The 26,006-nt window shown below is 50.0% G+C and carries 19 protein-coding genes; 4 read left to right on the top strand and 15 right to left on the bottom strand.

What is annotated here, in order from left to right; translation table 11 throughout:
• Window positions 1-245: 245 nt before the first annotated feature.
• The 4 genes from AC1DLI_RS25710 to AC1DLI_RS25695 all read right to left on the bottom strand — a co-directional run bounded on the left by AC1DLI_RS25710 (window position 246) and on the right by AC1DLI_RS25695 (window position 5,559).
• Window positions 246-1,421 (bottom strand): styrene monooxygenase/indole monooxygenase family protein, encoded by a 1,176-nt coding sequence (locus AC1DLI_RS25710; protein WP_477607313.1) that lies wholly within the window; start codon window positions 1,419-1,421, stop codon window positions 246-248.
• A 118-nt stretch (window positions 1,422-1,539) separates the two neighbouring features.
• Window positions 1,540-3,255, bottom strand: coding sequence for a cellulase family glycosylhydrolase (locus AC1DLI_RS25705; RefSeq protein WP_477607312.1), 1,716 nt, complete (start codon window positions 3,253-3,255; stop codon window positions 1,540-1,542).
• Window positions 3,256-3,587: 332 nt separating this feature from the next.
• Window positions 3,588-4,640 carry a Gfo/Idh/MocA family protein gene (locus AC1DLI_RS25700; protein WP_477607311.1) on the bottom strand — a complete coding sequence of 351 codons (1,053 nt, stop codon included), beginning with the start codon at window positions 4,638-4,640 and terminating at the stop codon, window positions 3,588-3,590.
• Between the two features lie 31 nt (window positions 4,641-4,671).
• Complete coding sequence (locus tag AC1DLI_RS25695; RefSeq protein ID WP_477607310.1) at window positions 4,672-5,559, bottom strand: sugar phosphate isomerase/epimerase family protein; 888 nt, start codon at window positions 5,557-5,559, stop codon at window positions 4,672-4,674.
• A gap of 125 nt (window positions 5,560-5,684) precedes the next feature.
• On the opposite strand from AC1DLI_RS25695, the gene AC1DLI_RS25690 reads away from it, so the two are divergent.
• Window positions 5,685-6,569, top strand: a complete 885-nt coding sequence (locus AC1DLI_RS25690; RefSeq protein WP_477607309.1) for a helix-turn-helix transcriptional regulator — start codon at window positions 5,685-5,687, stop codon at window positions 6,567-6,569.
• A gap of 60 nt (window positions 6,570-6,629) precedes the next feature.
• Window positions 6,630-7,538: a DUF4358 domain-containing protein gene (locus AC1DLI_RS25685; RefSeq protein ID WP_477607308.1), complete on the top strand. Its 909-nt coding sequence runs from the start codon at window positions 6,630-6,632 to the stop codon at window positions 7,536-7,538.
• A gap of 81 nt (window positions 7,539-7,619) precedes the next feature.
• On the opposite strand, the gene AC1DLI_RS25680 is transcribed toward AC1DLI_RS25685, so the two are convergent.
• The gene (locus tag AC1DLI_RS25680; protein WP_477607307.1) at window positions 7,620-9,509 is read right to left on the bottom strand and encodes a beta-L-arabinofuranosidase domain-containing protein; all 1,890 of its coding nucleotides are present in this window, start codon (window positions 9,507-9,509) and stop codon (window positions 7,620-7,622) included.
• 189 nt (window positions 9,510-9,698) lie between these two features.
• Between AC1DLI_RS25680 and AC1DLI_RS25675 the strand changes: the two genes are divergently transcribed.
• On the top strand, window positions 9,699-10,565 hold the full coding sequence (locus AC1DLI_RS25675) for a helix-turn-helix transcriptional regulator (RefSeq protein ID WP_477607306.1): 867 nt from the start codon (window positions 9,699-9,701) through the stop codon (window positions 10,563-10,565).
• Between the two features lie 81 nt (window positions 10,566-10,646).
• On the opposite strand, the gene AC1DLI_RS25670 is transcribed toward AC1DLI_RS25675, so the two are convergent.
• From AC1DLI_RS25670 to AC1DLI_RS25625, 10 genes are all read right to left on the bottom strand, one after another.
• The gene (locus tag AC1DLI_RS25670; RefSeq protein ID WP_477607395.1) at window positions 10,647-11,819 is read right to left on the bottom strand and encodes a sugar ABC transporter permease; all 1,173 of its coding nucleotides are present in this window, start codon (window positions 11,817-11,819) and stop codon (window positions 10,647-10,649) included.
• 2 nt (window positions 11,820-11,821) lie between these two features.
• Entirely contained in the window at window positions 11,822-13,345 is a 1,524-nt protein-coding gene (locus tag AC1DLI_RS25665; RefSeq protein WP_477607305.1) for a xylose ABC transporter ATP-binding protein, read from the bottom strand.
• 86 nt (window positions 13,346-13,431) lie between these two features.
• A complete protein-coding gene (gene xylF, locus AC1DLI_RS25660) occupies window positions 13,432-14,535 on the bottom strand; it encodes a D-xylose ABC transporter substrate-binding protein (RefSeq protein ID WP_477607304.1) in 1,104 nt (367 codons plus the stop codon).
• Window positions 14,536-14,673: 138 nt separating this feature from the next.
• Window positions 14,674-16,215, bottom strand: coding sequence for a response regulator (locus AC1DLI_RS25655; RefSeq protein ID WP_477607303.1), 1,542 nt, complete (start codon window positions 16,213-16,215; stop codon window positions 14,674-14,676).
• Entirely contained in the window at window positions 16,208-17,659 is a 1,452-nt protein-coding gene (locus tag AC1DLI_RS25650; RefSeq protein WP_477607302.1) for a sensor histidine kinase, read from the bottom strand. Before AC1DLI_RS25650 ends, AC1DLI_RS25655 begins: the two co-directional genes overlap by 8 nt.
• On the bottom strand, window positions 17,656-18,633 hold the full coding sequence (locus tag AC1DLI_RS25645; RefSeq protein WP_477607301.1) for a substrate-binding domain-containing protein: 978 nt from the start codon (window positions 18,631-18,633) through the stop codon (window positions 17,656-17,658). The genes AC1DLI_RS25650 and AC1DLI_RS25645 overlap by 4 nt, the downstream gene beginning before the upstream one ends.
• 281 nt (window positions 18,634-18,914) lie before the next feature.
• The gene (gene fucU / locus AC1DLI_RS25640) at window positions 18,915-19,349 is read right to left on the bottom strand and encodes an L-fucose mutarotase (protein ID WP_308998761.1); all 435 of its coding nucleotides are present in this window, start codon (window positions 19,347-19,349) and stop codon (window positions 18,915-18,917) included.
• A 51-nt stretch (window positions 19,350-19,400) separates the two neighbouring features.
• Window positions 19,401-20,903: a rhamnulokinase gene (locus AC1DLI_RS25635; protein ID WP_477607300.1), complete on the bottom strand. Its 1,503-nt coding sequence runs from the start codon at window positions 20,901-20,903 to the stop codon at window positions 19,401-19,403.
• A gap of 38 nt (window positions 20,904-20,941) precedes the next feature.
• Window positions 20,942-21,601, bottom strand: coding sequence for a class II aldolase/adducin family protein (locus tag AC1DLI_RS25630; protein ID WP_076266723.1), 660 nt, complete (start codon window positions 21,599-21,601; stop codon window positions 20,942-20,944).
• A gap of 15 nt (window positions 21,602-21,616) precedes the next feature.
• Complete coding sequence (locus AC1DLI_RS25625) at window positions 21,617-23,407, bottom strand: L-fucose isomerase (protein WP_477607299.1); 1,791 nt, start codon at window positions 23,405-23,407, stop codon at window positions 21,617-21,619.
• A 126-nt stretch (window positions 23,408-23,533) separates the two neighbouring features.
• Between AC1DLI_RS25625 and AC1DLI_RS25620 the strand changes: the two genes are divergently transcribed.
• A complete protein-coding gene (locus tag AC1DLI_RS25620) occupies window positions 23,534-24,547 on the top strand; it encodes a LacI family DNA-binding transcriptional regulator (RefSeq protein WP_477607298.1) in 1,014 nt (337 codons plus the stop codon).
• Window positions 24,548-26,006 lie beyond the last annotated feature (1,459 nt).

The raw sequence follows: 26,006 nt of genomic DNA, 5'->3' as shown, positions 1-26,006 counted from the left end.
TTCGATTAAACTGGATTATTAAATTTGAGATCCATAGGATCGCAACAGTAACCTTTAGGTAATCAGGTAAACTAAAAGTGTCTACTTTTCAGTTATTCTATTTTGTTCTATATAATTCAAAATGAAAACTGATCGCAAATTCCCATTAATATAGATGAGGCTCTCGCAAGTTTAGCAAGAGAAATATGAAAAAGATCACCCGATCGGATGATCTTTTTCTATGCTTTATCCGACATGGGATTGCTTTAATACGTTTGTTGAAAGAATGCTTCATAAGCTTTCGACGGTTTTTCGAACCAATGGGCTACTTTATCGGCAATCTGCTGGTCCGTTGCTGCCTGTATAAGCATTTGAACAATGTGTTCAGGCATTGGCCCGGTCATGGCATTCGTCCATTCCGTCACGGCCGTCAAATAGGGGCGGGTACGTTTCCAATAGTCGATTCCAACTTTTTCATCCCAAGGGGATTCCTTGTGTGCCGTAAGAGACTCATATAATTGCTCCGCACAATAGGAGGCCGTATTGCAGCCTTGGCCCGTAATTGGATCCGCCAGGAAGACACTGTCACCGCATCCCAGCACCAAAGTACCGTTCAGCATCAAATAAGGCCGGCGAATAACCGGGGTAATCGCTGTCTGGAGATAAGCCGCTTTATCCACAAGTGCGAAATGGTCCAGATCAACACGACCGTAAATCTCCGGAAAATTTTCCTGCAGCATGCTCTTCATCCGTTCCTCAAAATCATGAGCGCTCTTCACCCCTTTAAAAGCATCCAACATGCCTTCAGGCAGCGCCTCTATGAATAAAATGGTAACCGCTCCCTGTTCGGTTAATGCGGGAATTTCAAACATTTCACCGACTCCGGGAAGTACCGTGATCGAGATCCCCACTGGCTCAACAGGTGCTACCCCTGTAAAATAACCAACGATGCATTTGCGCTGCGGCGCATCGAATGGCGTAAGCTCAGCTTCAACTGGGAAGGGCAGCAGCGGACCCGATTTCCCGGTGGCGTCGATTAATAGATCATAAGATTCAGCCAAATCCTTAACCTCATTCTGGGATACGCGGGCTTTGCGCAAGCTCACGCCTTGCTCCGCCAGATCTTCCATCGCGTTGGAATAAGCCATGCGCTGATCGATGGACGTTGCCGCTCCCGTCAGTCTCCCCACAAACAACTTTTGCTGGCCCATGTTGAAGTGGATCGTTTTAATGGAAGGGGCTGCATCCGTTTCCGGCACATGAAAACGATGCTCCCGATCTAGTGTCGGACGAAAATGAACTTGGGTCGATCTAATTTTTTCACGGCGAATATCATCCGCTTCCTCATAATGAAGCAGTGTTACGTCAAAGTCATTTTTCAAGGAATAGGCAAGCTGAAGTCCCGCGGTACCGCTGCCGATAATTCCGATTCGTTTGTTCATAAATTCATCTCCTCCATGAAGGGTTTCTATAAGGATACAGAAAATCTTCATGGACCAAAAGGGAATTTCTACCTAAATTGTGAAGAAGCCAACCGAACAATCGGTTGGCTTCCATTCATTATTCGGCGACGGTTCCGACGATGGTCGTTCCCGTCTTCGTAATCTTATATTCGACGATTTTTCCGCTCCAAAAGTGGAAGGTCAGCACAACTTCGCCGTCATTCACTTCGTTGAAGAAGTTTTGCGTGAGCTTAATCTCATTCGTGTCGTACGACGGCGAGAAAGCATACGCAAATTCCTTGAAGGATGTCCAGTTCTGCGGACCCGCGTTGCCTCCTGCAGCGTAAACAGCTTCCATCGTAGCAAGCCGGTCGCCGTTGAACGCTGTCGGGATCGAGAATTCGTTTGTCGTTCCGGCTGCATTCTGCAGCACTGGCGTAGAATAAACGATTACATCAAACGTCCAGTCCTCGCCCTTGTTGAAGTCAGCTGTAAGCTCCGCGTTCTCGCCGTATGCGCCTGATGCTGTCAGCTTGGAGAGTAAGCTTGCCTTCACTGTCAGGATATCGCCAGCTATGGAATAGTCCGTGCCTGTGCGCAGCGTCTTGCCATTATGGCGAAGAGCCGTCAGGCGATTACCGTTTAATTCGAGCCGAATGACGGCATCCTGCGTTTTCTCGCCCTTGGCCAAATAAATCAAATCGGTTTCCGCCGTTGCCGAGCGGCCCTTCCAACTCGCTTTAAGCATGCCGTGCAGCTGCGGATCGTTCCATTTCAGCTGGCTGCGGTTGAGATGTTGTCCATTATCCCACAGCATATGAGTAATGCCTCTTTCTTGGATGTAATGAAGCAAGTACTCGAAAAATTTAAGCTTCTCGCCTTGTTCGATCGTACCCGTGTTTTTGTCGAAGCCGAGCAATCCGTATTCACCCAGAATAACGGGGATGCCCTTAGCCACTAATGTATTATAGACGCGGTCGAATGTTTGAACGATGTCATTCTTGGTTTCTTCATTGAAGCGGGTGAAGCCGGCGATGTTGACGCTGAATGGCCAAAATCCATAATAGTGAACGGTGGCAATCAGGTTCGGGTCGTTCAGTTCGGCAAACGTATCTACCAGCGCGTCGAGCCGATCCTGGTTCGCGTTCGTCTCAAGCGTCGGCAGTACGAGCGGGCGCTCGGAGTTGTTGCCGCCGGAAGCACGTACAATCTCATGGAAGGATGCATTCAATTCATGCAGCATCGCGAAGTTAGCTTCGCCGTTTCCACCCCAGCCGTCAGAGAAGCGAGGTTCGTTGATGCTTTCGAACGAAAGCTTCTTCGATTCGTTTTTGAACCTTTCGGCGATTTGCGTCCATGCTGCATTATATCGGGCTAGAACAACATCATGTTCGCTGCCCATACGGTTAACCCACAGCCAAGAGTCGTGGTGCAGGTTGATCATGACGTACAAGCCGGCGTCAAGAGACCAGTCAACGACCTCTTCAACCCGGTCCAGGAATGCCGGATCGATCGTGTAGTCTGGAGCCTCGCCCATCCGGTGATCCCAAGTTATCGGAATGCGAATGCTCTTGTAGCCTTGTGAAGCGATATGCTTAATGAGCTGCTTCGTCACGCGCGGATTGCCCCAGGACGTCTCGTCGACTCCTGTCGCGTCAAACGTATTGCCGAGATTCCAGCCAGGCTGCATTGCTTCGACGTAAGATTGAATCTTGCTCTTCGGAATGGCGGTCGCGGGCCGTTCCTGCGAGGCAGCGCTCGCGGATGGAAGGATCATAGCTAACAAAAGCGTTACCGACATGATGATGCTAATGAGCTTTTTGGATGAATGCATATAATAAACTTACCTCCTCTAGGTTTTGGTTCCGAAACAAAATGCCGTGCATGTCGAACAGGTTGGAGCTCCACTCCTTTCATGAAAGCGTTATCATAAACAGGATACAGGGATGATTGTACCATGTCATAATTTTTGGAAAAACCCTAACAATCAGAGAAAAAATCAGATGGAAATTACAGGATGGCGGCAGTTATTGAGAGTAGATTACGCATTTAGTTAGTATTGAAAAACTTTTAACTCTCCAAAAAAAAAGTATCCCCTGCGGCTTTGCCGCTTTGGAGATACCCTCTGCTAATCCTATTTTAAAACAACTCTCTCTGCAGCTGCCGTTACCTCGCAGCCGCTGCCTCCATGAAGTCGGCAATCTGAACCTTACGGCCGGTTTTTGCGCTCTCCACCGATGCCAGCACCATTGCCATACTATAAATATTGTCGCTGCAGTCGGTTTCAGGCTTACGGCCTTCCGTTAGCGAAGCAAACATATCGTCCAAACAGCCTTTATGCCCGGTGTTCACCATGTTAGGGAGCTGCGTTTCCACTCTCTCATAGTCTCTGATAAACTTTCCGGTCTGATCACCGGCAGCTACAATCTCCGCATAAGGATTTCCATGCCCGTCCCAAATCGCAGTACCATGTTCGCCTGTTACCCGCCATGACGCCTCCCATGAGGTCGTTACGCCTTCCGCGCACCATGATCCGCGGTAATTAAACACGGAGCCGTCAGACATTTCAAAGATGCAGATCGCCATTGCGTTACCTTCGTACCATGAGCCGGGAGGATTATACTCATGGCAGTAAACCGATACCGGATTTGCTCCCACAATAAATCTCGCTTGGTCAAACGTATGAATCGACATGTCGAGCAGCAGCGGACTGTCCATCGCATCGCGGAAGCCGCCGAAATGGGCGCCTAGAAAGAAATCAGCGCCAACAAAGCCTGGTTTGCCGATTACCCCCTCCGTAAGCAATTGGCGGAAGGCGCGAATCCGCGGATCGAACCTGCGGTTTTGCATAACCGCATGCGTCCTCCCCAGCTCATTTGACAGCTGAACGATTTCGTTGCAATCATTCATCGTTTCGGCGAGCGGCTTCTCCCCAAATAAATGGCAGCCAGCCTCTAAAGCAGCTTTGCTAATCGAATAGTGACTTGCAGGAATCGTAACATCAAATACCACAGTGGCACCTGTCTCCGCAATCGCTTGCTTAATATCCGTAAAGATCGGACATGCAAGCCCTTGACGGTCAGCCATTGCCTGTGCGAATTCCTCTTTAATATCAACAAGGCCGACGATTTCAATGTCCGCTCTTTGTTTCGCGTAATCTACCCATGTATTTGCCATGCCGCCGCAGCCGGCGACGACTACCCGATGCTTTATTGTCATCTTCATCTCTCCTCGCATTCATTTTGATTTATTAGACCGGATTTGGAACAAAATCTCCGCCGCGGCAGTGCTTCAAATAGTTTAATGCATGCACCTGTCCGGTCATTTCCAGCTCACCCTTATAGACGGGATCATGCCAGCCTTCAATATCGATTGTGCCTTTATAGCCATTTTGTCTCAAAATCGAAATCACATCGGTCCAGTTCGTATCGCCAAAGCCCGGTGTACGGTGCCATACAAATTGCTGCTTACCATGTACACCATGCTCTTTGACAATGTCCCATGCAATGGTTGCATCCTTGCCATGCACGTGGAATACTTTATTTACCCATTTGCGAAGCTGCGGAATGGGATCAATTAAGCTCACCATCTGATGGCAAGGTTCCCATTCCAAGCCAATATTGTCTTCCGGCACGGCGTTAAACATAAGCTCCCAAGCCGTCGGGTTATGCGCAATGTTCCAATCGCCTGTTTGCCATGTGCCGCCCATATCGCAATTTTCAAAAGCAATCCGCACGCCTTTGTCCGCTGCTCTGCGCGTCAACTCGCCGAACACTTCCTTAAACTTCGGAATCGATTCATCGATCGGCTGGTTTGTTATGCGGCCCGTGAAACCGGATACAATATCAGCTCCGAATAAATGGGCATGATCGATAAGACGCTCCCAACTTGCCAGCGTATCGGCATTATCGCCCGCGCCCGTCAACGGATTACCGAATACGCTTACAGCCGGAACAACAAAATCATGCTCATCCGCAAGCGCTCTCACCCGCTTCGCCATTTCAACCAAATCTGTCTTGCCGGTCGTTTGCCAGAACGTTAAGTTAAATGATTCGAAGCCATGCTTTACAATTTGCGGAATGACATGGTCCGCGTTTCCCCCGCCTACTAGTGTTCCAATTCGCAATTTGTTTTCCATCCTTGTATATCACTCCAATATTGGCTTATAGTATTCGTAACAACTTCATTATAGCTAGGAGCTTTGCAGATTACTCTATACAATCTTGCGCAATACTAGTCTAATCTTGTGGTGGTGAACGGAAGATGTCTTATCCGAAGGAACTGCGGGAAAACACCCGTCTGGAGCATAAAACCTATCCTATTCAGTTATTTCAAAATCACTGTGACGATGTCAAGCCGAATGACTGCATCCTTTATCTCCATTGGCATGAGCACTTTGAAATCATCTTCATGCGGCAAGGCAGCGCCTTGTTTCATATCGACAGCCGGCCGTATATTGCCAATGAAGGGGATGTGATCATCATCCCCGGCGGCGGCCTGCATGTCGGCTACTCCCTTGGCTACGGGCATATCTATTATGATTGCGTCGTCCTGAATGCTTCCCTCTTCAATGACTGGGTCCATGATCCTGTGCATGCGCAATATGTAGCTCCCTATTTGGAAGGCCGTCTTCATTTTCCCGTCAAGCCAGCGGATCAGGAAGAAACCTGCCAGCGCTATTTCGCATTGCTTGATGAAGCGATTGCTGAGCTTGCAGCAAAACCTCCCGCGTATCAGCTTGTCGTAAAGTCAAAGCTGCATGCTTTGTTTACGCTGCTGTCCCGCACCTTCCTCGAGCGGCAGCTCGCGGGCAAACCGGCGGAGCCCTACTTTGTTAACCGTGACCGCTTTAAGCTGCTCATCCAGCGAATCGAGTCTGATTTTTGCGAAAAAATATCGATCGAGCAGGCTGCGAAGCAGGTTAGCCTCAATCCCTATCATTTTTGCAAGCTGTTCAAAAAGCTGACAGGACGTACCTTTGTCGAATATGTAAATGTCAGCCGGATGAATGAGGCAGAGCGTCTGCTTCGCGAGAGCAACGATACGATAACCGAAATCGCGGCAATGGTCGGCTGCGAGAATCCGAATTATTTTACAAAGCTGTATAAGCAATATAAAGGGATGACGCCATCACAGACGCGAAAATAGCAACTTTACCTCCCAAACTAGCGTCTATACTTAACAACGATGTCTAAAGGGGCTAATGGAATGCTCACGCTTAAAACTAAATTTTTATCCATTGCATTATTGACTGTTGCCATTGCGGTAATGACGGCTAGCTGCAGCAATGCAAGCCATCAACCGAAAAATAGCGATAGCTCAGCGAACATATCTAATGCAGCTGGTGAAACGGATGAGCCGCAAGAGACAGCATCTACCGAGGAACCTGAAGCTGCCGTTACGCCGGCTCCGACAGAAGAGCCAACAGCCTCACCTCTCCCGACGGCAGCCGCCCCCACGGAAAAGCCGGCTGCCACTGATAATACGTCAGATGAAACGAACAAGAAACCGGAAGCGACTGCAAAGCCGACTAAAAAACCGGCAGCTTCGCCAAAGCCGTCGCCTACCGCAAAACCGACCAAGAAGCCTGCCACAGCGGCTCCTTCTGTGAAGCCAAGCGTGAAGCCGACAGCAACGCCAAAGCCTTCACCGCTCCCGATTGCTACTCCGTCGCCTACGCCAAAACCGACGAGTAAGCCGGACCCAGAGAATCCGTCTGCTGAAGTTACGGTTGCCGATATTGCCGCTAAATTAACAACGGATGCCGGTCTAGGACCGCTAAGTCCTGTAGAAGGAGAGCAAATTAAGGATATCTACGGGATCGAACCGGAAAAACAGCTGGTCGACGGCAGCTTTTATCAAGCGATGATGATGATCCAAGCCGGTGAGTTTTCGGTCGTACAACTAAAATCTGAAAAAGACTTTGACGATGTCAAAGCTGGCTTTGAGAAGCGCGCCGAAACGGTGATAAAAGCGTTTGAATCCTATTTGCAGGACCAATACGAGCAGGCTCAAAACTATCAGATTATCCGAAACGGAAACTTTGTCCTCTTCTCGATAACGCCTGATCAGAAAAAAACGGCTGAAATCTTCAATAGCTTCTTTAAAAAAGAATAGAGTGTCCTTACAAAAAAGACTCCTTACAGCCTTTCGGCTCTATGGAGTCTTTTGCTTTAATCATACAAGGCTGCCGGCTTCTTAAGGATGCCTTGTAACCGGCTTTCGCTGTCCAAGCAGCGGGAATTCGCCGATGCGCAGCTTTGCGCTTCCGTAAGGGACCAGCTCAAGCTCCTTCGTAGGCTGCCCCTCTGTATTCGGGTTGAGCGGCGGCGTTCCTGCATTATTGCCTTCCATTCGCCAGTCGCTCACCAGCTTGCCTTTCGCTTTCAGGCGAACCGGTGCGGCGGAAGCAACGAAGGGCTGATAAGGAATGGCTTCGCTGCTCACGGTAACCTCGAAGTCCGTATCGGCCAGCAAACCGTATTTCCATGCAGAGGCCGGATAAACCTCCCAATCATGGAACCTTTCGCGCTCACGCAGCAGCTGCCAATTTTCCGCGATTGGCAAAGCATACACAAGCGGTCCGCGTTCAACGCTTATCGCGTATAGATTGCGGGAAACGGTCCGAACCTCCATCGGCAGCTGGAGCAGCAGCTTATCGCCGCTATTCCATTCGCGCTCAATTTTGGCATATCCTTTAACCGGCTCCAGCACGACCCGTTCGCCGTTTACATGCAAGCTAGGCTCCGTACACCACTCCGGCACACGCAGTGAAATGCCAAACGTCGCAGCCCGATCCAAGCTAAGCTCAATCGCAACCGAATCCCGGAACGGATACTCACCGCTTACGTGAACCTCGATTGCTTCCCCGCCAGCAACATACGTTTTTACATGGCAAGGCGCATAAGATACAGCAGCCAGGCCGCCGCTTGCATCCGTCATCCATAGATGTGAAACCAGCTTCGGCCAGCCTTGATGCATATTTGCCGTACAGCAGCCAAAGTTAGGCTCTAAGCCAAACAAATTCGCGTCTGCGCCGTTACTCCAATTTCTTGGTGCTACGTTGCACATCATTTGGTTCACCTGCTGATCATATTGATGAGAGGTCCAGTCCTTGGATATCGTTGCCGGCAGCGCATTGAATGCCACCTTTTCCAAAATATCACCGAAACGCCCTTCGCCAAAAATCCGGGTCAGCTGTTCCATCGAATACATGTACTCCACCACAGCGCAAAGCTCGACGCCTTGGCTCGGATGCGTGCCTGATAACCATTCATCGCCGGAGAACATGCCATGCGCCTGCCCGTGATAAGTCGTCAGGCTGTCGATTCCGCGATGGACCGCATCGCGCTGAAGCTCTTCTCCGAATAATTCATAAAGTATGCCGGGCGTTTTGATTCCCATTGCCACATTGACGACATGAGTCCGCCAATCCCATTGTTCAACCTTACGCCAGAAAGGGAAATCATGAAAGATATCCGTCCAATCTAATGTTTGGCCCGCAACGATGTCGGCCAGCTTCAGCAGTTCATTGTCACCCGTTTTTTTGTACACCCACAGAATACATAGCAGCATTTCTGATCCGCGCGACTCCGCCCACCCGCGCAGCGGTATTTCTTCAATTGTAGCGCGTACATATCCAAGGAACTTGCTCAGAAACGGGACAATCCGTTCGTCTCCTGTCGCCTCTTCAAACTGCATCATCACCTTCAGCATAATCATGAAATGCCACCAGTCATGCTGCTTATCGACGTCATTGTTTACCGTTTCGATGCGAGCCGGACCAAATGAACCGTTTTCCTGTTGGCTTGCGAGCGACCACTCTACCCATCGGTTCGCTTTGGCAATAAGCTTCTCATCACCCAGTATATAGGCTAACGGCAGCAGCCCGTCCACATAATAAGGTCCGCGCTCCCAGCTCTCGCCATTTCCGCCGATCCAGCCATTATTAGGCCCCACGTCTTCCCAGTGCTCCTCCAAATGGCCTGTTAATCCGTCTGCTTGTATCCGAAGCTGATTGTACAGCCAGCCTTCAGCCTTAATGCTCCCTAACGGCAGCGCTTTAAATGCTTCGTGTAATTTACTCATGCTTCCTTCTTCACTCCCTTTGCCGAAATGTTTACTACCCGACTATAACATGCGGAAAGGGCTTTCTTGGATAGCTAATCCCAACTACTTTTTATCTAATCACAATATCAAACTTCATCGATAGCTTTGCGCATAAAACCGTAATCGCTTATGATTATTCCAATAGTTTGCAGCAAGGAGCGAAGGGGAATGTTCCAATTCATTTGTCCGCCTATGCCTCATTACATTGATGGGGGCGAAGATACCTACCCTGTTCAAGGTAAGCATGCCGATCGTTCCCGCATCGGTGTCTTCGATCTCATATTCGTCACTAGGGGCTGTTTATATATGGAGGAGGAAGAAATACCGCTCCATATTTCGGCCGGTCAATTCGCGATTTTGCGTCCCGACCGGTCCCACCGATCAACGATGCCGTGCAGCGAGGAAACCCATTTTTACTGGCTTCACTTTCAGACTGTTGGAGAATGGAGCGAATCGCAAGAGAAACTTCCTTTTGCATTAGCAAGACAGAGTCAGCCCTATGCTCATATTGATTATTTTCCGTTTCATCTTCCAAGGCACCGGTCCCTGCAATCGCCGCAAGCCATTGAGGCCCAAATGCGTGAGCTGCACCGGCTGCGCGAGCAGCCCTCCGCTCATTCGCGCTGGAAGCAGCAGCAGCTTTTTCACGAGCTGCTTCAGCAGCTTCAGGAGGAAAGCGGTGCCGCTTCCGACAGTCCGCAGCTGCAAATTGCCGAAGCCGCAGCTTTGTACCTGCGCCGGCATTATCAAGACCCGCTCAAATATAAGCAGATGGCGGAGGAGCTCCATTTTCACCCCAACTATATTGCCATTTGCATGAAAAAAACGTTCGGCTGCACTCCCCTCGAATATTTAACAAGCCATCGGATCGAACAGGCCAAGCGTCTTCTCATCCATACGGATGAGCCGGTTGGCAAAATAGCTGAAGACACGGGCTTTGGCTCCTTTCCCTATTTCGTCCGGTGCTTTACCAAGCACGCGAATACCAAGCCAAAAGCGTTTCGGATGCAGTACCGCAGCAAGAAACCGGAATAAAGCAGTAACACGAAAAAGCGCGGAGCTGTATCCTGCAGCCCCGCGCTCTTTATCACTCTTTGTCTCTATTTCACCCTCAAGCTAGACCTTCTTCCGCTGCCGTGTATAAATATCGACGTAAACAGCAAGGATCAGGATACCACCCTTAACGATATACTGCCAAAAAGATTCAAGATTCATCAGGCTCATGCCGTTATCCAAGCTAGCCATAACGAGCGCACCGATAATGGCTCCCGCAATAGTGCCGGTGCCCCCCATCAAGCTCGTGCCGCCAATTACACACGCTGCGATAGCGTCAAGCTCATAGTTTTGACCGGCACTCATCGTTGCCGCATTCAATCGCGCCGTTAGTACGAGCGCGGCAATCGCCGCTAATGTATTGCATAGCACGAACACTAGCAGGATACGCCGTTTAATGTTTATTCCAGATAAACGCGCCGCTTCCGCATTGCCGCCAATCGCGTAGACCTGGCGGCCAAACGTCGTATTTTTCGCAATGAAGGTAAAAATGAGTGAAAGAACAATGACCATAACGAAAGGTACCGGGATTCCCTTATAACTGTTCATTAAATAAACAAAGCCGATGACAAGGGCGCCAATAACGCCTAAACGAAGAATGCTTACCGCAAACGGCTCAACGTCGAACCCGAATTTTACCCTTGCCGCCCGCTTGCGCATAACCATATACCCCGCAACCGCCAAAGCCGCAATACCGAAAATCCATCCGATGAGGTCCCCTACATACGATTGTCCGATCGCTTTCATGGAAGGCGTAAGCGGCGCGATCGTAACGCTGCCGGTCGTTCCGAACAAAATGCCGCGGAAGATAAGCATGCCGCCTAAGGTAACGATAAAAGCCGGCACCGCCCGGTAAGCAATAATCCACCCCTGTATGAATCCGATAGCAGCGCCAATGGCCAGCGTAGCCAGAATAACCGGTATCGTATTCCACTCGTACCAGACATTAAGAATCGCAGCGATCCCGCCCGTCAAACCGACCAGCGATCCAACCGACAAGTCAATTTGACCCGCAACAATGACAAGCACCATTCCAATCGCCAAAATGGACGTTACCGACATTTGCAAAAATAAGTTAGAAATATTCGTCGGCGACAAAAATCGGTCATGCAGCAGAGAAAACAATATCCATATGGATATTAATGCTCCAATCATCGTATACGCGCGCGCATCGAATTTGAACCAATTCGGACGCTGTTTCGTTTTACTTGGACTGAGTACGGTTTCTTGATTCATGCTCATCTTCCTTTTCCTCCCGTTGCGGCGGTCATAATCAGCTCTTGTGTTGCCTCTTCCGCCATAAACTCCCCGGTTTGTCTGCCTTCGGCAATCACAATAATACGGTGACTCATCCCAAGCAGTTCAGGAAGCTCTGACGAGACCATAATGATGGATACGCCCTGTCTGATTAGGTCGTTCATTATCGTATAAATTTCAAATTTGGCACCGACATCAATCCCCCGGGTCGGCTCATCCAAAATAAGGAGCTTTGGAGCAGTCATCAGCCATTTTCCAAGGACTACCTTCTGTTGATTGCCGCCGCTTAAGGTGCCGACTATCGTCTCGACCGAATTTGCTTTTATGCGAAGAGATCGTAAATATTGATTGCCTGCCGCGATTTCCTCATTATGGCGAAGGATGCCGCTTGAGGATACCGCTCCAAGACTTGCAAGGCTCACATTGCTCTTTACATCCATTCCAAGCACCAGTCCGTATTTTTTCCGGTCTTCCGATACGAGCGCAAGGCCTGCTTTTATCGCTTGCTGCGTATTTTTGAGCTTCACCGGCTTACCTTCCATTTCGACCGTGCCATAGCTTTGACCTGAATACGAGCCGAATAAGCTCATCACCAGCTCCGTGCGTCCCGCTCCCATCAAACCGGCAATGCCTAGTATTTCCCCTTTGCGTACCTCAAAGCTGAGATTATCAATCACCTTCTTGCCCTGCCGTTCCGGATTCATGACCGTATAATCCTTCACCCTCAGCACCACATCGCCCGGATTTGCTTCCATCCGCGGGAATCGCTCCTTGAGCTCCCGTCCGACCATAAGCGAGATCACCTTGTCCTCGTTGATGTCTGAGATTTTATAAGTCCCCACAGACTGACCGTCACGAAGCACCGTGACCGTGTCGGCCACCGCAAAAACCTCGTTAAGCTTATGAGAAATATAAATGCAGGTGACGCCGCGTTTCTTGAACTCTTGCAGGATTTGGAGCAAAATATCAACCTCTTGCTCTGTCAAAGCGGCGGTCGGCTCGTCTAAGATGAGAATATTCGCTTTCTTGGACAGCGCCTTGGCAATTTCGATCTGCTGCTGCTTGCCGATGCCAAGCTCTCCGATTAATTGCTCCGGGTTAACGTCATCCAGACCGACCTCCCTTAGCCATCTTTCGCTCTCCTTGAATACGCGCTCCCAGTTAATAATGCCGAACACAGCCGGTTCCTTGCCTAGGAACAAATTCTCGCCGATGGACAAATCCTTGACCAGAGCAAGCTCCTGATAGATGATGGCGATGCCAGCCTCTTCTGCATCCTTGATTTTCGCAAAGCGCCTTTCTTCACCATTTATTAGAATTTGACCTTCATAGGAACCATACGGGTATAGTCCGCTTAGCACCTTCATCAAAGTTGATTTACCGGCTCCGTTCTCGCCGCACAGCGCATGCACCTCACCCTTTTTCACTGAAAAAGTAACGTCGTTCAGCGCCTTGACGCCTGGAAATTGCTTCGTAATATTGCGCATCTCTAATGCCGCCGTCATCTCAAGAACACCTCCGTGGACAAACGTAAAGGGGGAGAGCGTCATGGCACCCCATCGCTTCTTCCCCCCGCTAAGCTCAAATGCTTCTATTTCACGTTTTTGTATACATCTTCCTTGGAATGGAAGCCGTCTGCGATAACCGTAGTGTCAATGTTTGTCTTATCTACCGCTTTAGGATCAAGCAGAACGGATGGGACATCGATTTTCCCGTTGTTGACCGTTTTGTCTGCGCCGACTTCCTCGCCTTTGGCCATCTTCACCGCCAGCTCAGCCGCTTTTTCAGCCAAATCCTTAATCGGTTTATATACCGTCATGGTTTGCGTGCCTTCCACGATCCGCTGCGCTGCCGCGAGCTCGGCATCCTGGCCGGATACCGGTATTTTTCCGGATAGCCCTTGCGCGGCAAGCGCTTGAATGACACCGCCTGCGGTACCGTCATTGGCAGCTACAACCGCATCGATTTTGTTATCGTTCGCGGTAAGCGCATTTTCCATATTCGCCAGTGCATTCGCCGGGTTCCAATCCTTCGTCCATTGGTCAAACACAACCTCAATGTCGCCGCTGTCGATGAGCGGCTGCAAAATATTAAAGGCGCCTTTCTTGAATAAATGCGCATTGTTATCCGTTTCGGAGCCGCCGATGTAAACGAATTTGCCTTTTGGCGCGAGCTTAACGATAGCCTCCGCTTGCATTTCGCCAACCTTCTCATTGTCAAAGGAAATGTACAAATCCAAATCCGAATTTTTAATCAATCGATCGTAAGCGATTACTTTAATGCCGGCAGCATGGGCCTTCTCTACGATGGCAGCCGTTGCTTCCGCATTATGCGGGACCACGACCAACACGTCAACGCCTTGGCTGATGAGGTTTTCTGCTTGCGAGATTTGTTTCGCATCATCGCTGTTGGCTGCCTGCACCTCAACCTCTGCTCCAAGCGCCTCGGCCGCGGCGATGAACAAATCACGGTCGCGCTGCCAGCGTTCTTCCTGCAGCGTATCGAGAGAGAAGCCGATGACTAACTTGTCATCGCCAGCTTTAGCGTCGTTTGCCTCGGCCGTCGTTTCTTTGTTGTTCGACTGCGCGCCTTCATTCCCGTTGCCGTTGCCGTTTCCCCCTGAGCAAGCCGTCAAAACGAGCACCAAAGCTAATACAAACGATACAGCCCCGCCTCTTGTAAACCTTTTCCCCATTTTCTTCGCTCCCTCATTCTTCGAAATGTAACTGCTTACATTTTTAAATATAGCACGCGTCTGGAAGACGAGAGCGCTGTTCTTCCAGTACTCTTTTGCCATCGTCTGTACTTTTTTAATACAACAGGTTTTTCGATTTCAGTATCCAAGAATCGTCTTACGGTAATCGGACGGTGATGCGCCGCAAACCTTTTTGAATACCTTGCTAAAATAATTGGGATCATTATAGCCAATCTCGAACGTAATTTCTTTTAAGCTGCGCTCCGGGTCCGCCATCAGCTTCTTCGCTTTCTCGATTCTGCATTCTGTCAGAAAATCAATATAATTGATCCCTTCATGGTCCTTGAACATTTTACTCATATAAAAAGGGCTCAGTCCGATTCGCTGCGCCATGCCTTCAAGCGTAATATCCTTTTCCGAATTTTCCATAATGTACTGTTTCATCTGCCGGGCAGCATCCGGCTGCACGCTGCTTTGATACGCTACGATACAGGCGATGAGTTTGCTCAATAATCCGTCCGTTTCGGCTCTAAGCTGTTGGTGCTGCGTGACTTGAAAGGAAAATAGCGGCTTCTCAACCTCAATTCCCATTTCCTCGGCAACGCGGGTTATAATCCATAATCGCTCTAGCACGTCCTGTGCCGAATGCGGAAGCGGGGTTCGATGCTGAGCATGCCTGTCCAGCAGTAACATGACCGCTTCTCTTACCGTCTCCCACTTTCCCTGACGTATATTTTCTATAAATTGTTTTTCGGATTCTCTGTCCTGTTTGCCGTTTGTAATCGGGATGCCGGTCTCTGACTCCCCGTAAAAACAATGCCTCGCAGGCTGCTCCGTTTGCGCAGATGCCAGAAGCGCTTCTTGGTATGAAAGCTTCACATTTTCTAGTCCCTCATAAGGCCTTCCTATTCCGATGCATAAATCCCCGCTCGATTCTCGCTGCCGGAGCATAAGAAGCTGCTGGACAAGCGAATTCGCTTGAGAACGATACGATCTTCTTTCTTCACGGAATACAATAATCGGGATTTGCCTCCCGGTTATCGCACCTACCCAACCGCTTTCCGAGAGGTGTACCTTGCCTTTAATCGCGGTGTACATCGTTTCCTTGTGCGAATCACCAGGCAGCAGGACCAGCATAATAAACGCCTCGCTTGTCAGCTCTCCGCCTAGAAGCTGGAGCATATCGCTGAAATGGACATCATGAACACGGTCAAATAAAAGCTGCGTGACCACATCGGATTCCACGAGAGGCATCATCTTCCTCAGTGCCGATTTCTCCTCCTGCTGCTGTGAGATCATGATTTTTTCCAGGCGGATTTCCTCGATCACCTTGCCAATGATGCTGATGATTTCACTCGCTTTGCTAGGCTTAAGCAAATAGTCCTTCACGCCCAGCCTAATCGCTTGCCTCGCATAATCGAATGTATCGTAAGCCGTCACCATAATAAATTTGGTCATGGGCAGCAGCGCTGAAATTCGCTCGATCGCCTCTAAACCGTTAATGCCTGGCATCTTGACATCCATTAGTACGAGATCAGGCTGCCATTCGGCAGCCGTCTCGATCGCTCTGGCTCCATTGCGCGCCTGCTCGAATTGGCAGGAAGGAAAACCTTTGTTCAAAATAGCCTGCAGCCCTTCCCGCTCGATCTGTTCATCATCTACGATTAATAGTTTAAGCATGTTTTACTGCTCTCCCTGTCATTGGTATTTTGACGGTCACCTTCGTGCCGCACTCCGGCGAGCTAATGATATCGATCACATCATCCTCGCCAACAAACAGCCGAAGCCGCTTAATAACGTTGCTGAAGCCGATGCCCGTGGAGTGTCCGGTTCCGTCTGCATTGCCGCCTTCTGTCAAAATATGATTTGCCTTCTCGGCAGACATGCCGGCGCCGTCATCCTCTATTTCGATCATGACGCGGCTCTCCTTCTCATAAATGCGAAGGATAATGGTACCCCCGTCTTCTAGCGGCTCTACAGCATGGATGACCGCATTCTCGATAATCGGCTGAAGGGTTAGGCACGGAAGGCATGCCGATAGACAGCGCTCGTCCACCTCCTGCAAAAACCGGAGCCGATCCGTAAACCGGGCGCTTTGAATTTCGATATATTTCATTGCGACAGAAAGCTCTTCCGCAAGCGTAACGAAACGATCCAAGCGGCGGAGATTATATCGCAGCAAGCCTGCTACATTTGCAATAAGATCACTCGTTTCCTCCGAGCCGTCCAGGTATGCTTTTTTGGAGAGGGTATCTAGGGTGTTAAACAAGAAATGTGGGTTGATTTGGCTTTGCAGGCTGATCAGCTGACTTTCCTTAAGGAGCAGCTTGCTCTGCTGCAGTTCGCTCTCGAGCTGTGCCTTCTGTTGAATCTCGGAGATAAGATTGTTGATATTCACGCGCATGCGGTCAAATGTCTTGGCGAGGAAGGAAATTTCGTCGTTGGAGTATATCTCTATTTGCTTATCGAAGCGTCCCCGCGACAGCTCCTTGGCGGCAATCGTCAGCTTCTGGATCGGTTTTGTTATGCTGAGTGTGAACCAGTAGGTAAATAAAAGCATTATTATCGTAATTAAGGAGAGCAGCCATATGCCGAGCCGCTTCAACTCCGAACTCTGTTCAATAATTCCGCGGTAGAAGGCATCGTAGGTCCTCACTTCTTTATCAATCAGCGTAATCGTAGTCTCGGCGATATACTTGTCGATACGGGCAGCTTCCTCGAATTTCTCGGCCGATTGCTCCGCGCTGCCTTGCTCCAGAAACATGACCGACAGATCAGCCGAGGCCACCAAGCTGTCAATCATATTAATATAGCTTGCTAGTGTAAAAGCATTATCCTTATTTCGCAGGCTCACCGTTTGCAGCTTTGCCATCATCATGCTTTCCTTGTTCTGATTAAGCTTATCCAGTTTTAGCGCCGACGGCTTCTGCAAATAATCGTTTAACGAAATAATCGTTTGGCGGCTGTGATCCGTCACATCATTCATCCTTAAATAACGCTGCAATATTTCATTGTACTGCTCCTGCGTTTTCTGATTATAGTAAGTAAGCACCATCCAAATGGTCACCATAATAAACAAAATGATAATCGACATCGTCAAAATTTTTCGCTGAATGCTGTTCACTGCGCATCCTCCGCCCTTAATACCCGTATATCCGTAAAATAACCGTCTGGGTTCAGCGGAACCTGCTCGCCGGTCAGCCACTTAATCATATGAGTGACGCTTTCCTCGCCCATTGTCTCCGGGGATTGCGCAATCAAGGCATCGATCTGGCCTTGCTGCATCAGTGTTAGCGTCTCCGGCGAATCGTCGAAGGAATAAATATAAAAATCATCCACCTGCATCCGTTTGCTAATTTCCTGTATGATAGACCCCGCATGCTTTGCCGAAACGGCAATGAACGCATCTGCATCCGGCTCTTCATTTAGCAGTTGGTTCGTTGCGACCGCCACGTCCTCGCGCGAATCGCCTGCTGCTACAATTTTGGTCTCAATCTTGGTGTATGGCCTCAGCACATTGAGGATTCCCGTCAAACGGGAGCGTTGAAAATCTTCCTGGCGATCCGAAACCATCAGCACAACCTGTCCTGCAAAACCCATATCCGACACAAGCTGCCGCGCGATCATGCTGCCTGCCTCCAAATGATTGGAGCCCACGTAAGTCCGGCGCAAGCTCTCGTTCATTGGAACGTCATTGGCCACGGTGATAATCGGGATTCCGCTACCCGCTGCCTTAACCTTCGTTAAGTACTTAAACTCGTCCGTATCCAGCCCCTGAACGATGATTCCGTCTACCTTGGATGCGATCGCAACCTCCATATTTTTCAGAAAATCATCCCGGTTTGAGCCATATGTGCCCCATACCTCCAAGCTCGCTCCGTACTGCTCGGCCGCTTTCCTCGCGCCACGCTCCACCTTTGCCCAAAAAGGGGTATCCAGCTCTTGCGTAATGAGGACGAGCCTATAGCTGTTATGCTGCTCAGCCGTCATGACGGGCTCATTCAAATCGGAGGAGAAAACCTTAATCATCGAGGTCAGCGTAAAAAATAAAATCACTAAACAGCCTGCAAATAAACTAACAATAATTGATTTGCGCAAGCCCTTTTGCCTCCTGCCAACAAAATAGAAATATTTTATGATAGCGTTTTCATATTCAAATCATAATCAATGCTTCGCTCGCTGTCTACGGGCAGTATTGATGATCCTATTCGAGATTGCGCCGAGTCGCGAGCAGCATGTGCATTACAGAAGCATGGCTGCCAAATCGCCGGGTTGCCCGGTGCTGACGTTTTCAAGCAGATGCGAACAAAAAAAGCTGCCCCCGGATTATAAACCGCGGCGGCAGCTCCTTGCTTACATACCTAAATTCGCAAACCTGACTAACTGTCTTTAATAACGCCCTTCTTCAAAATCAAGTTGGCGTAAAGCGCGCTCTCTCCTGTTGCAATAACAGCGTAGGCCTTTTTCGCCCGTTCATAAAAGGCGAAGCGTTCCACCTGCTCAAATGGCTCCGCCAAACCTGTGCGCTGTTCAATTATGGTGCGATACTGCTCCCAGATGGGCGTTTGTACCGTATCCCCGGGCATAACCTGCATAAGCGCGGCTGGCTTTTCCACATATTGATCAAGCGGAAACAGCCTTAAAATACCGTCCAGCAGCTCGGGAATGGGATGACCGTCCACTCGGATCAGCCTTTGCGCGTGGCTGGCCCCCGGAAAGTTGGCATCCGCTAAAACAATCTCGTCGCTGTGTCCCATCTCGCTAAGCACCTTAAGCAGTTCTGGCGAAATCAGTTTCGATATGCCTATCAGCATAGGAGGATCTTCCTTTCAGCAAACCAACTTTGTCGGTTTGATCAAATGCTTTTATTTTTCCGGACGCAAGCGCTCAAAAATTTCAAACGCTTGATTCCAATCATTCGATTGCACCGGGGCATATTCAATAATAGGGAATGAGGCAGCCACCACACGGCGCGCATCCTCTAGACCACTGTACTCGCCTAGCGCGACAAGCTGCATCAGCATATTCCCTACAGCGCTTGCTTCGACGGGCCCTGTCCAAACGGGGCGGCCAATCGCGGCAGCGGTTAACCGGCAGAGCAGCTCATTCTGAATACCGCCGCCTACCATATGCAAGCCGCGGTACGCCTGCTCCGTCAAAGCCTCCATTTGAATAAGCGCCTGACGATACCTAAGCGCGAGGCTCTCCAGAATACACCGTGCAATTTCTCCCACTGACTGTGGGACTGGCTGCGAGGTTGCCTGGCAATAGGCTTGAATGCGGCCAATCATGCCCGATGGCGCATAAAAGGCAGCGTCATCGGGATTTATAAAGCTCCGAAAAGGCTCTGCGGCTTCAGCCTGCGCGACAATTTCGGCGAAGGATACATGCTCACCTTGCTCATCCCATTCCCGCTTGCATTCCTGCAAAATCCACAGCCCCATTATGTTTTTTAGGAGCTGGTAGGTTCCGCCGACACCCCCTTCGTTGGAGAAATCGAGTGCTCGCGCCTCCGGGGTGACAAGCGGACTCCCAAGCTCCGTCCCGAGGAGTGACCAAGTGCCGCACACAAGATAAGCGAAGGAAGACTCGCCGCTTGCGGGTACGGCTGCAGCCGCAGATTCAGTATCATGGGTTCCGACCGCGACCGCTTCAATCGGCGGAACATCCAGCTCCGCGCAGACTTCATCGGTTAAACGGCCAAACCGCGTGCCAGGATGAGTCGGCTCGAGAAACAGCTTGCTTGGAATACCAAGCTGTTCCATCAAAGCCTTGTTCCACTGCTGTTCCTTAGGCTGGTAAAGCTGGGTAGTCGTCGCCATCGTAAACTCGCAAATTTTCTCCCCTGTCAGAAAATAAGCGAGCAAATCCGGCGTAAGCAGCAGCGTGCTGGCCGCTGCAAGCTTTGGCGATCCCGCCTTTTTCATGGCATACAGCTGATTCACCGTATTAAAGGGCATAAACTGCAGGCCGCCTTGCTCGTACAAACGGTCATTGCCTATCAGAGCATCAAGCTCCTCTACGATTCCCTCCGTCTGTGAATCGCGGTAATGATAGGGATTTCCTAGCAGTTCCCCATTTGCGTCCAGCAGGCCGAAATCCACGCCCCATGTGTCAATGCCGAACGTTTGGGGTGCATAGCCTAGCTGAAACGCTTTGCGGATGCCCGTTTTCAGCTCCTGCAGCAGGCGCAGGATATCCCAGTGCAAATGCCCCTGAACGGCGACCGGCTGATTAGGAAAGCGATGGATCTCCGTTACCTTCAGCTGCTTTTGCCCGCTTGCCTCATCCGGCACCAGCTCGCCGATTAAAGCCCTGCCGCTGCTGGCGCCAAGGTCAAAAGCGAGCACCGTCGCAAGCTTCGTCATGCTCCGCTCCTCCCTTCCTAAAGGCTCCTGAAGCCCGCTTATTTCATCTTTTGCAGCAATTCAATGCGGTACGCTTCGCTCTCGAGCGATGCGATCTCTTCAAATTCTTCCTTCGTCAGCACCTTTGGCTCACGGATCGCCTTGGCAATCAAGTAGATTTTGGTGCTCTCCTCCACAACCTCAGTGCGGTAATAAGCCTCGCGCAAATTGCGCCCCGAAGTAACAAGGCCGTGGTTGCCGAGAAGCACCGAGCTMGCTTCGTTTACTTTGGCCACATAAGCATCGGCCAGCTTATCGGTAGTAGGCAGTACATAAGGAACATAAACCGTTTTGCCAACCAGCGCCGCTTGGTCAGGGAACATAATAGGAAGCTCCTGCTCCACCAGCGTAAAAGCGATGCAATACGGCGGATGCGTATGGACGATCGCACCGATATCCGGATTAGCCCGGTAAGCATAAAGATGCATCAGCACCTCGGAGGACGGACGCAGGCCGATATCCGTAATTTCCCCCGTTTCGATATCCACCTCTACCCATTGATGCGGTTCAACCTCATCAAGCGCAAAACCGCTTGGTGAAAGGTACATTTTACCTTCGAATTTAGCGCTGATGTTCCCGCCAGGTCCGACGACCAGTTTGTTCGTAACCGTTTTACGCGCATATTTGCAAAGCTCGTTGCGAATGTCCGTGCTGCTCATTGTAAAACCTCCAATTTATTTATAAATGGGACCGAAATTTTGGCATGCGCGGTAATCTGAGCTCTCCGCATTAGCGGTTCCGAACAATCCCCATGCTCTTGGACGGAAAATGCGCTCTTCCGGAACGTTATGCATATTGACCGGAATCCGAAGCATCGAAGCGAGCGTAATCAAGTCTGCTCCAATATGTCCGTAGCTTATGGAGCCGTGATTCGCGCCCCAGTTGTCCATTACTTCATAGACGGAGTGAAATGCGCCCTCGCCTGTCAGCGTTGGAGCAAACCAAGTCGTCGGCCATGTAGGGTCCGTACGGTTGTCCAGCGTTTCATGCACATCCTGCGGCAAATCAACCGAATAACCTTCGGCGATTTGAAGAACAGGACCGATTCCTTTGACCAGGTTGATTCGGGACATCGTCATCGGCATGCCGCCGCGCGTCAAGTAATCGGATGAATAGCCGCCGCCGCGGAAGTATTCGACGGAAGCCGGACGCCACGACGTAGCATTGAGGCATTTTTGCGCTTCGTCCTCGGAAATTTCCCAGAAAGGCTTCATCGCCGGCTGGCCATCCTTCGTTTGCTCGCCTGTACCGTCCATCGTCGCGGAGCCTGAATTAATCAAATGAAGAATTCCGTTTTCCGCTGCGCCAGCCAGCTTGTGGCCTGTTACGCGCTCAACCGATTCCGGGCTCCAATATGTGCGGACGTCAGCGAAAATTTGAGCCGTATTCGTCAGCAAGTAACCAAACAGCATCACCACGCCGTTCAAGCTGTCATTTTCCGTCGCCACCATGTAAGGCGCGCGGATACCGTTCCAATCGTAAGAGGAGTTAAGAAGCGTTTCCATGAAATCGCCGTTTGGAAAATGATCCGTCCATTGCCGCTGGCCTTGGAAGCCCGCAACGATCGCGTTGTGGCCGCCCGCTTCCTCTCCGAAGCCAAGCTCGGCAAGTCTTGGGTTGCCGACCATGAGGTCACGCGCGATTTGGGTCATTTTCACAACCGTTTCCCAATCCGCATTCTTTTGCTCTCTTGAGGTTTGAAGATGAGCTGGATTGTTGTCCGGTCCCTCAATGCAGTTTTCCTTCACCCACGAAAGCGCTTTCTCGAACTCCTCGCCATCAAAAATGCCTTCTTCCATACGACGAACGAATTCCGTCATGTCGATATATTCCGTACGCATGCCCAAGTACTCCTGGAAAAACGCATCGTTTACGATCGATCCGGCAATCCCCATAGAAACCGAGCCCATCGACAAGTAGGATTTGCCGCGCATGTATGCAACTGCAAGACCCGCTTTTGCGAAGCCGATTAGCTTATCTTTTACATCAAAAGGAATGGATGTATCGCCTGAGTCTTGTACATGCTCGCCGTAAATACCGAAAGCAGGAAGACCTTTTTGAGCATAACCCGACAATACCGCAGCCAGATATACAGCTCCTGGACGTTCCGTACCGTTAAAGCCCCATACCGCTTTTGGAATGGATGGGTCCATATCCATCGTTTCCGTGCCATAGCACCAGCAAGGTGTTACCGTTATCGATACCCCAACTCCGGATTTGGCAAATTTATCAGCGCAAGCCGCAGCCTCGGACACCCCGCCGATACAAGTATCAGCGATTACGCACTCGACTGGCTCGCCGTTTGGATACCGCAAATGCTCCGATAAAAGCTTTGCCGTTGCGATTGCCATGTTCATTGTTTGCTCCTCTAACGATTCGCGAACGCCTTTCCGTCTGCCGTCGATCGTCGGACGTATGCCGATTTTAGGAAAGCCTGCTTGAAAACGAGTGCTTGTATCCGTCATAATAAAACCTCCATTTGGTTATAATAATGTTATCGATAACCTCAAAATAACAAGATTAAGGCTTGCTGTCAACAATGATTTTTTTGTATGATAGAAACTATGATTTATCGATAAGGGGACAAAGATATGGTAACGATTTATGATGTAGCGGCTAAAGCAAGCGTGTCCGCTATGACCGTCTCCAGAGTTATCAATAACACTGGCAAAATAAGCGAGAAAACAAGAGCGAAGGTAAAGCGTGTCATGGAGGAGCTTGGTTATGTGCCTAATCAGACGGCCCGAAGCCTCGTACTCCAGCAAACAAAGCTGCTCTTTCTGCTCATAACCGATATTATGAACCCGTTTTACACCACGCTTGCCCGGGGTGCCGAGGATGCCGCAAAGCGCTCTGGTTACCGCCTGTTGTTTGGTAACAGCGATGAAAGTATCGATAAGGAATCCGATTACGTGACGACTATTTTGACCACGCGCGTGGATGGGGTCCTTGTCGCTCCTGCCGGCGATCCGTCGCTCCCCCATTTGGAAACACTGCGGAAGCATAAGGTTCCGTTCGTGCTCCTCGATCGGGAGGTTCCAGGCATCGAATGCGATATCGTACTGGGTGACAGCAAAGACGGCGCAAAAAGACTGGTTGAGCATCTCGCTACGCAAGGTCATCGCAGCATCGCGATTGTAAACGGCTCGCCCTCGATCTCCAGCGCAAGGCTGCGGCTGCAAGGCTACCAAGAAGGCATGAAGCTCAATGATCTAAAATATGACGACAGATATGTTTTCGAGACCAGCTTCGGACCCTTGAGCGATTTGACGGAAATGGGGCAATGGCTGGATCAGTTAAACCCGCCTCCGACCGCAATCGTTGCAGGGAACAATGTGCTTGCCGTCGAAATGTTGCGTCTGCTTCGCGAGCGCGGCATTAGTGTGCCGGATGAAATGTCTATCGTTTGTTTTGACGATTTAGGTCCTTATTCGGAGGTAGAGCCGTTCCTGACCGTTGCTGCCCAGCAGGCTTATCAATTTGGCTATATGGGCATGCAAATGCTAGTTGAGCGCATTCAGGAGCGAGAAACCGTCCTGCCATGGAAAAAAATTGTCCTTCCCGCCGATCTCATCATCCGCAGGTCTGTGAAAGCTTTACCATAGCCGGCGCTCGATGCCGTCAACCAAAAAGAGACTGCTTATTACAGCCAATTTTGGCTTCGTAAGCAGTCTTTTGTTTGGGGTTTACAGCCTCGGGGCATGAGCAGCGGTTTTGTTTAAGCCTCGCAGACGCTGCACAGGACCGCGCATCAGGAAAAAAGTATGGAGGAAGATGCAAAGTAGGTCGATGTAACGGGCATGAAGAGACGGTGCGATGCAGACTCGTGACTCGACCTAAAGATTAACAGGCACGCACGTACATACACGTGTTTGTCTAGGGTCGCTTCAACGGCTTGTTTCTTGGGGTGTTGGGGTGTTGGGGTGTTGGTTGGGGTGTTGGGGTGTTGGGGTGTTGGGGTGTTGGGGTGTTGGGGTGTTGGGGTGTTGGGGTGTTGGGGTGTTGGGGTGTTGGGGTGTTGGGGTGTTGGGGTGCTGGCCTACATTGCAGAAAATACAACAGAATTCGCCTACAGCACAGCTTCTGGCTAGAAATGATCATTTCTGCTGTACAAAGTACACTGTAGCTGAGCAAAAGCGCGTTTGGATGAAGATACATTGTATAAAGTGCATTGTAGCTCACTCAACGACAGAGCCACCGTGATTGCAGCTGCAGCGCGCAAATACTCTTCAAGTATCGAGCAGCATCTTGCCTACGTTGCAGAAAATACAGCAGTATCTGCCTCTAACATCACTTTCGAGCTAGAAATGATCATTTCTGCTGTACAAAGTACACTGTAGCCGAACAAAAGCACGTCTGGGTATAGGTACATTGTATAAAGTGCATTGTAGCTCACTCAACGACAGAGCCACCGCGATTGCAGCTGCAGCGTCGCACCTACTCTTCAAGTATCGAGCAGCATCTTGCGCCTACGTTGCAGAAAATACAACAGAAACCTATCAATGTTACTCAACCGCGGAACTACATTGCAGAAAATACAGCAGTATCTGCCTCTAACATCACTTTCGAGCTAGAAATGATCATTTCTGCTGTACAAAGTACACTGTAGCCGAGAAAAAGCGCGTTTGGATGAAGATACATTGTATAAAGTACATTGTAGCTCACTCAACGACAGAGCCACCGTGATTTCGCTGCAGCGCCGCACCTACTCTTCAAGTATCGAGCAGCATCTTGCCTACGTTGCAGAAAATACAACAGAAACCTATCAATGTTACTCAACCGCGGAACTACATTGCAGAAAATACAGCAGTATCTGCCTCTAACACCACTTCCGAGCTAGTAATGATCATTTATGCTTTACTGAATACACTGTAGCTGAGAAAAAGCGCGTTTGGATGAAGATACATTGTATAAACTCTTAGGCCCCCTAATTAAACTGGAGTCCTCCCATCCAATAATTTAAACTTAGGACAAGGGAGATGATCCGTTATGGGAGGAAGAAGAGTTAGTGAAGAAACACAGATGAGAGTAGTTCGAGAGGTGCTTGCAGGTGTTAAGGTGGGG

This window comes from Paenibacillus sp. 01T443 (assembly GCF_056398325.1).
Note: the sequence above shows the minus strand (reverse complement) of the source record. Positions and strands in the feature narration are given on the sequence as shown.

Bases quoted from the DNA above. Each gene is read 5' to 3' on its own strand.
- AC1DLI_RS25635 (WP_477607300.1), bottom strand. From the start codon at position 20,903: ATGACGAAGCTTGCGACGGTGCTCGCTTTTGACCTTGGCGCCAGCAGC.
- AC1DLI_RS25710 (WP_477607313.1), bottom strand. From the start codon at position 1,421: ATGAACAAACGAATCGGAATTATCGGCAGCGGTACCGCGGGACTTCAG.
- AC1DLI_RS25700 (WP_477607311.1), bottom strand. From the start codon at position 4,640: ATGACAATAAAGCATCGGGTAGTCGTCGCCGGCTGCGGCGGCATGGCA.
- AC1DLI_RS25685 (WP_477607308.1), top strand. From the start codon at position 6,630: ATGCTCACGCTTAAAACTAAATTTTTATCCATTGCATTATTGACTGTT.
- AC1DLI_RS25620 (WP_477607298.1), top strand. From the start codon at position 23,534: ATGGTAACGATTTATGATGTAGCGGCTAAAGCAAGCGTGTCCGCTATG.
- xylF (WP_477607304.1), bottom strand. From the start codon at position 14,535: ATGGGGAAAAGGTTTACAAGAGGCGGGGCTGTATCGTTTGTATTAGCT.
- AC1DLI_RS25680 (WP_477607307.1), bottom strand. From the start codon at position 9,509: ATGAGTAAATTACACGAAGCATTTAAAGCGCTGCCGTTAGGGAGCATT.
- AC1DLI_RS25695 (WP_477607310.1), bottom strand. From the start codon at position 5,559: ATGGAAAACAAATTGCGAATTGGAACACTAGTAGGCGGGGGAAACGCG.
- AC1DLI_RS25705 (WP_477607312.1), bottom strand. From the start codon at position 3,255: ATGCATTCATCCAAAAAGCTCATTAGCATCATCATGTCGGTAACGCTT.
- fucU (WP_308998761.1), bottom strand. From the start codon at position 19,349: ATGCTGATAGGCATATCGAAACTGATTTCGCCAGAACTGCTTAAGGTG.
- AC1DLI_RS25670 (WP_477607395.1), bottom strand. From the start codon at position 11,819: ATGAATCAAGAAACCGTACTCAGTCCAAGTAAAACGAAACAGCGTCCG.
- AC1DLI_RS25690 (WP_477607309.1), top strand. From the start codon at position 5,685: ATGTCTTATCCGAAGGAACTGCGGGAAAACACCCGTCTGGAGCATAAA.
- AC1DLI_RS25625 (WP_477607299.1), bottom strand. From the start codon at position 23,407: ATGACGGATACAAGCACTCGTTTTCAAGCAGGCTTTCCTAAAATCGGC.
- AC1DLI_RS25655 (WP_477607303.1), bottom strand. From the start codon at position 16,215: ATGCTTAAACTATTAATCGTAGATGATGAACAGATCGAGCGGGAAGGG.
- AC1DLI_RS25675 (WP_477607306.1), top strand. From the start codon at position 9,699: ATGTTCCAATTCATTTGTCCGCCTATGCCTCATTACATTGATGGGGGC.
- AC1DLI_RS25665 (WP_477607305.1), bottom strand. From the start codon at position 13,345: ATGACGGCGGCATTAGAGATGCGCAATATTACGAAGCAATTTCCAGGC.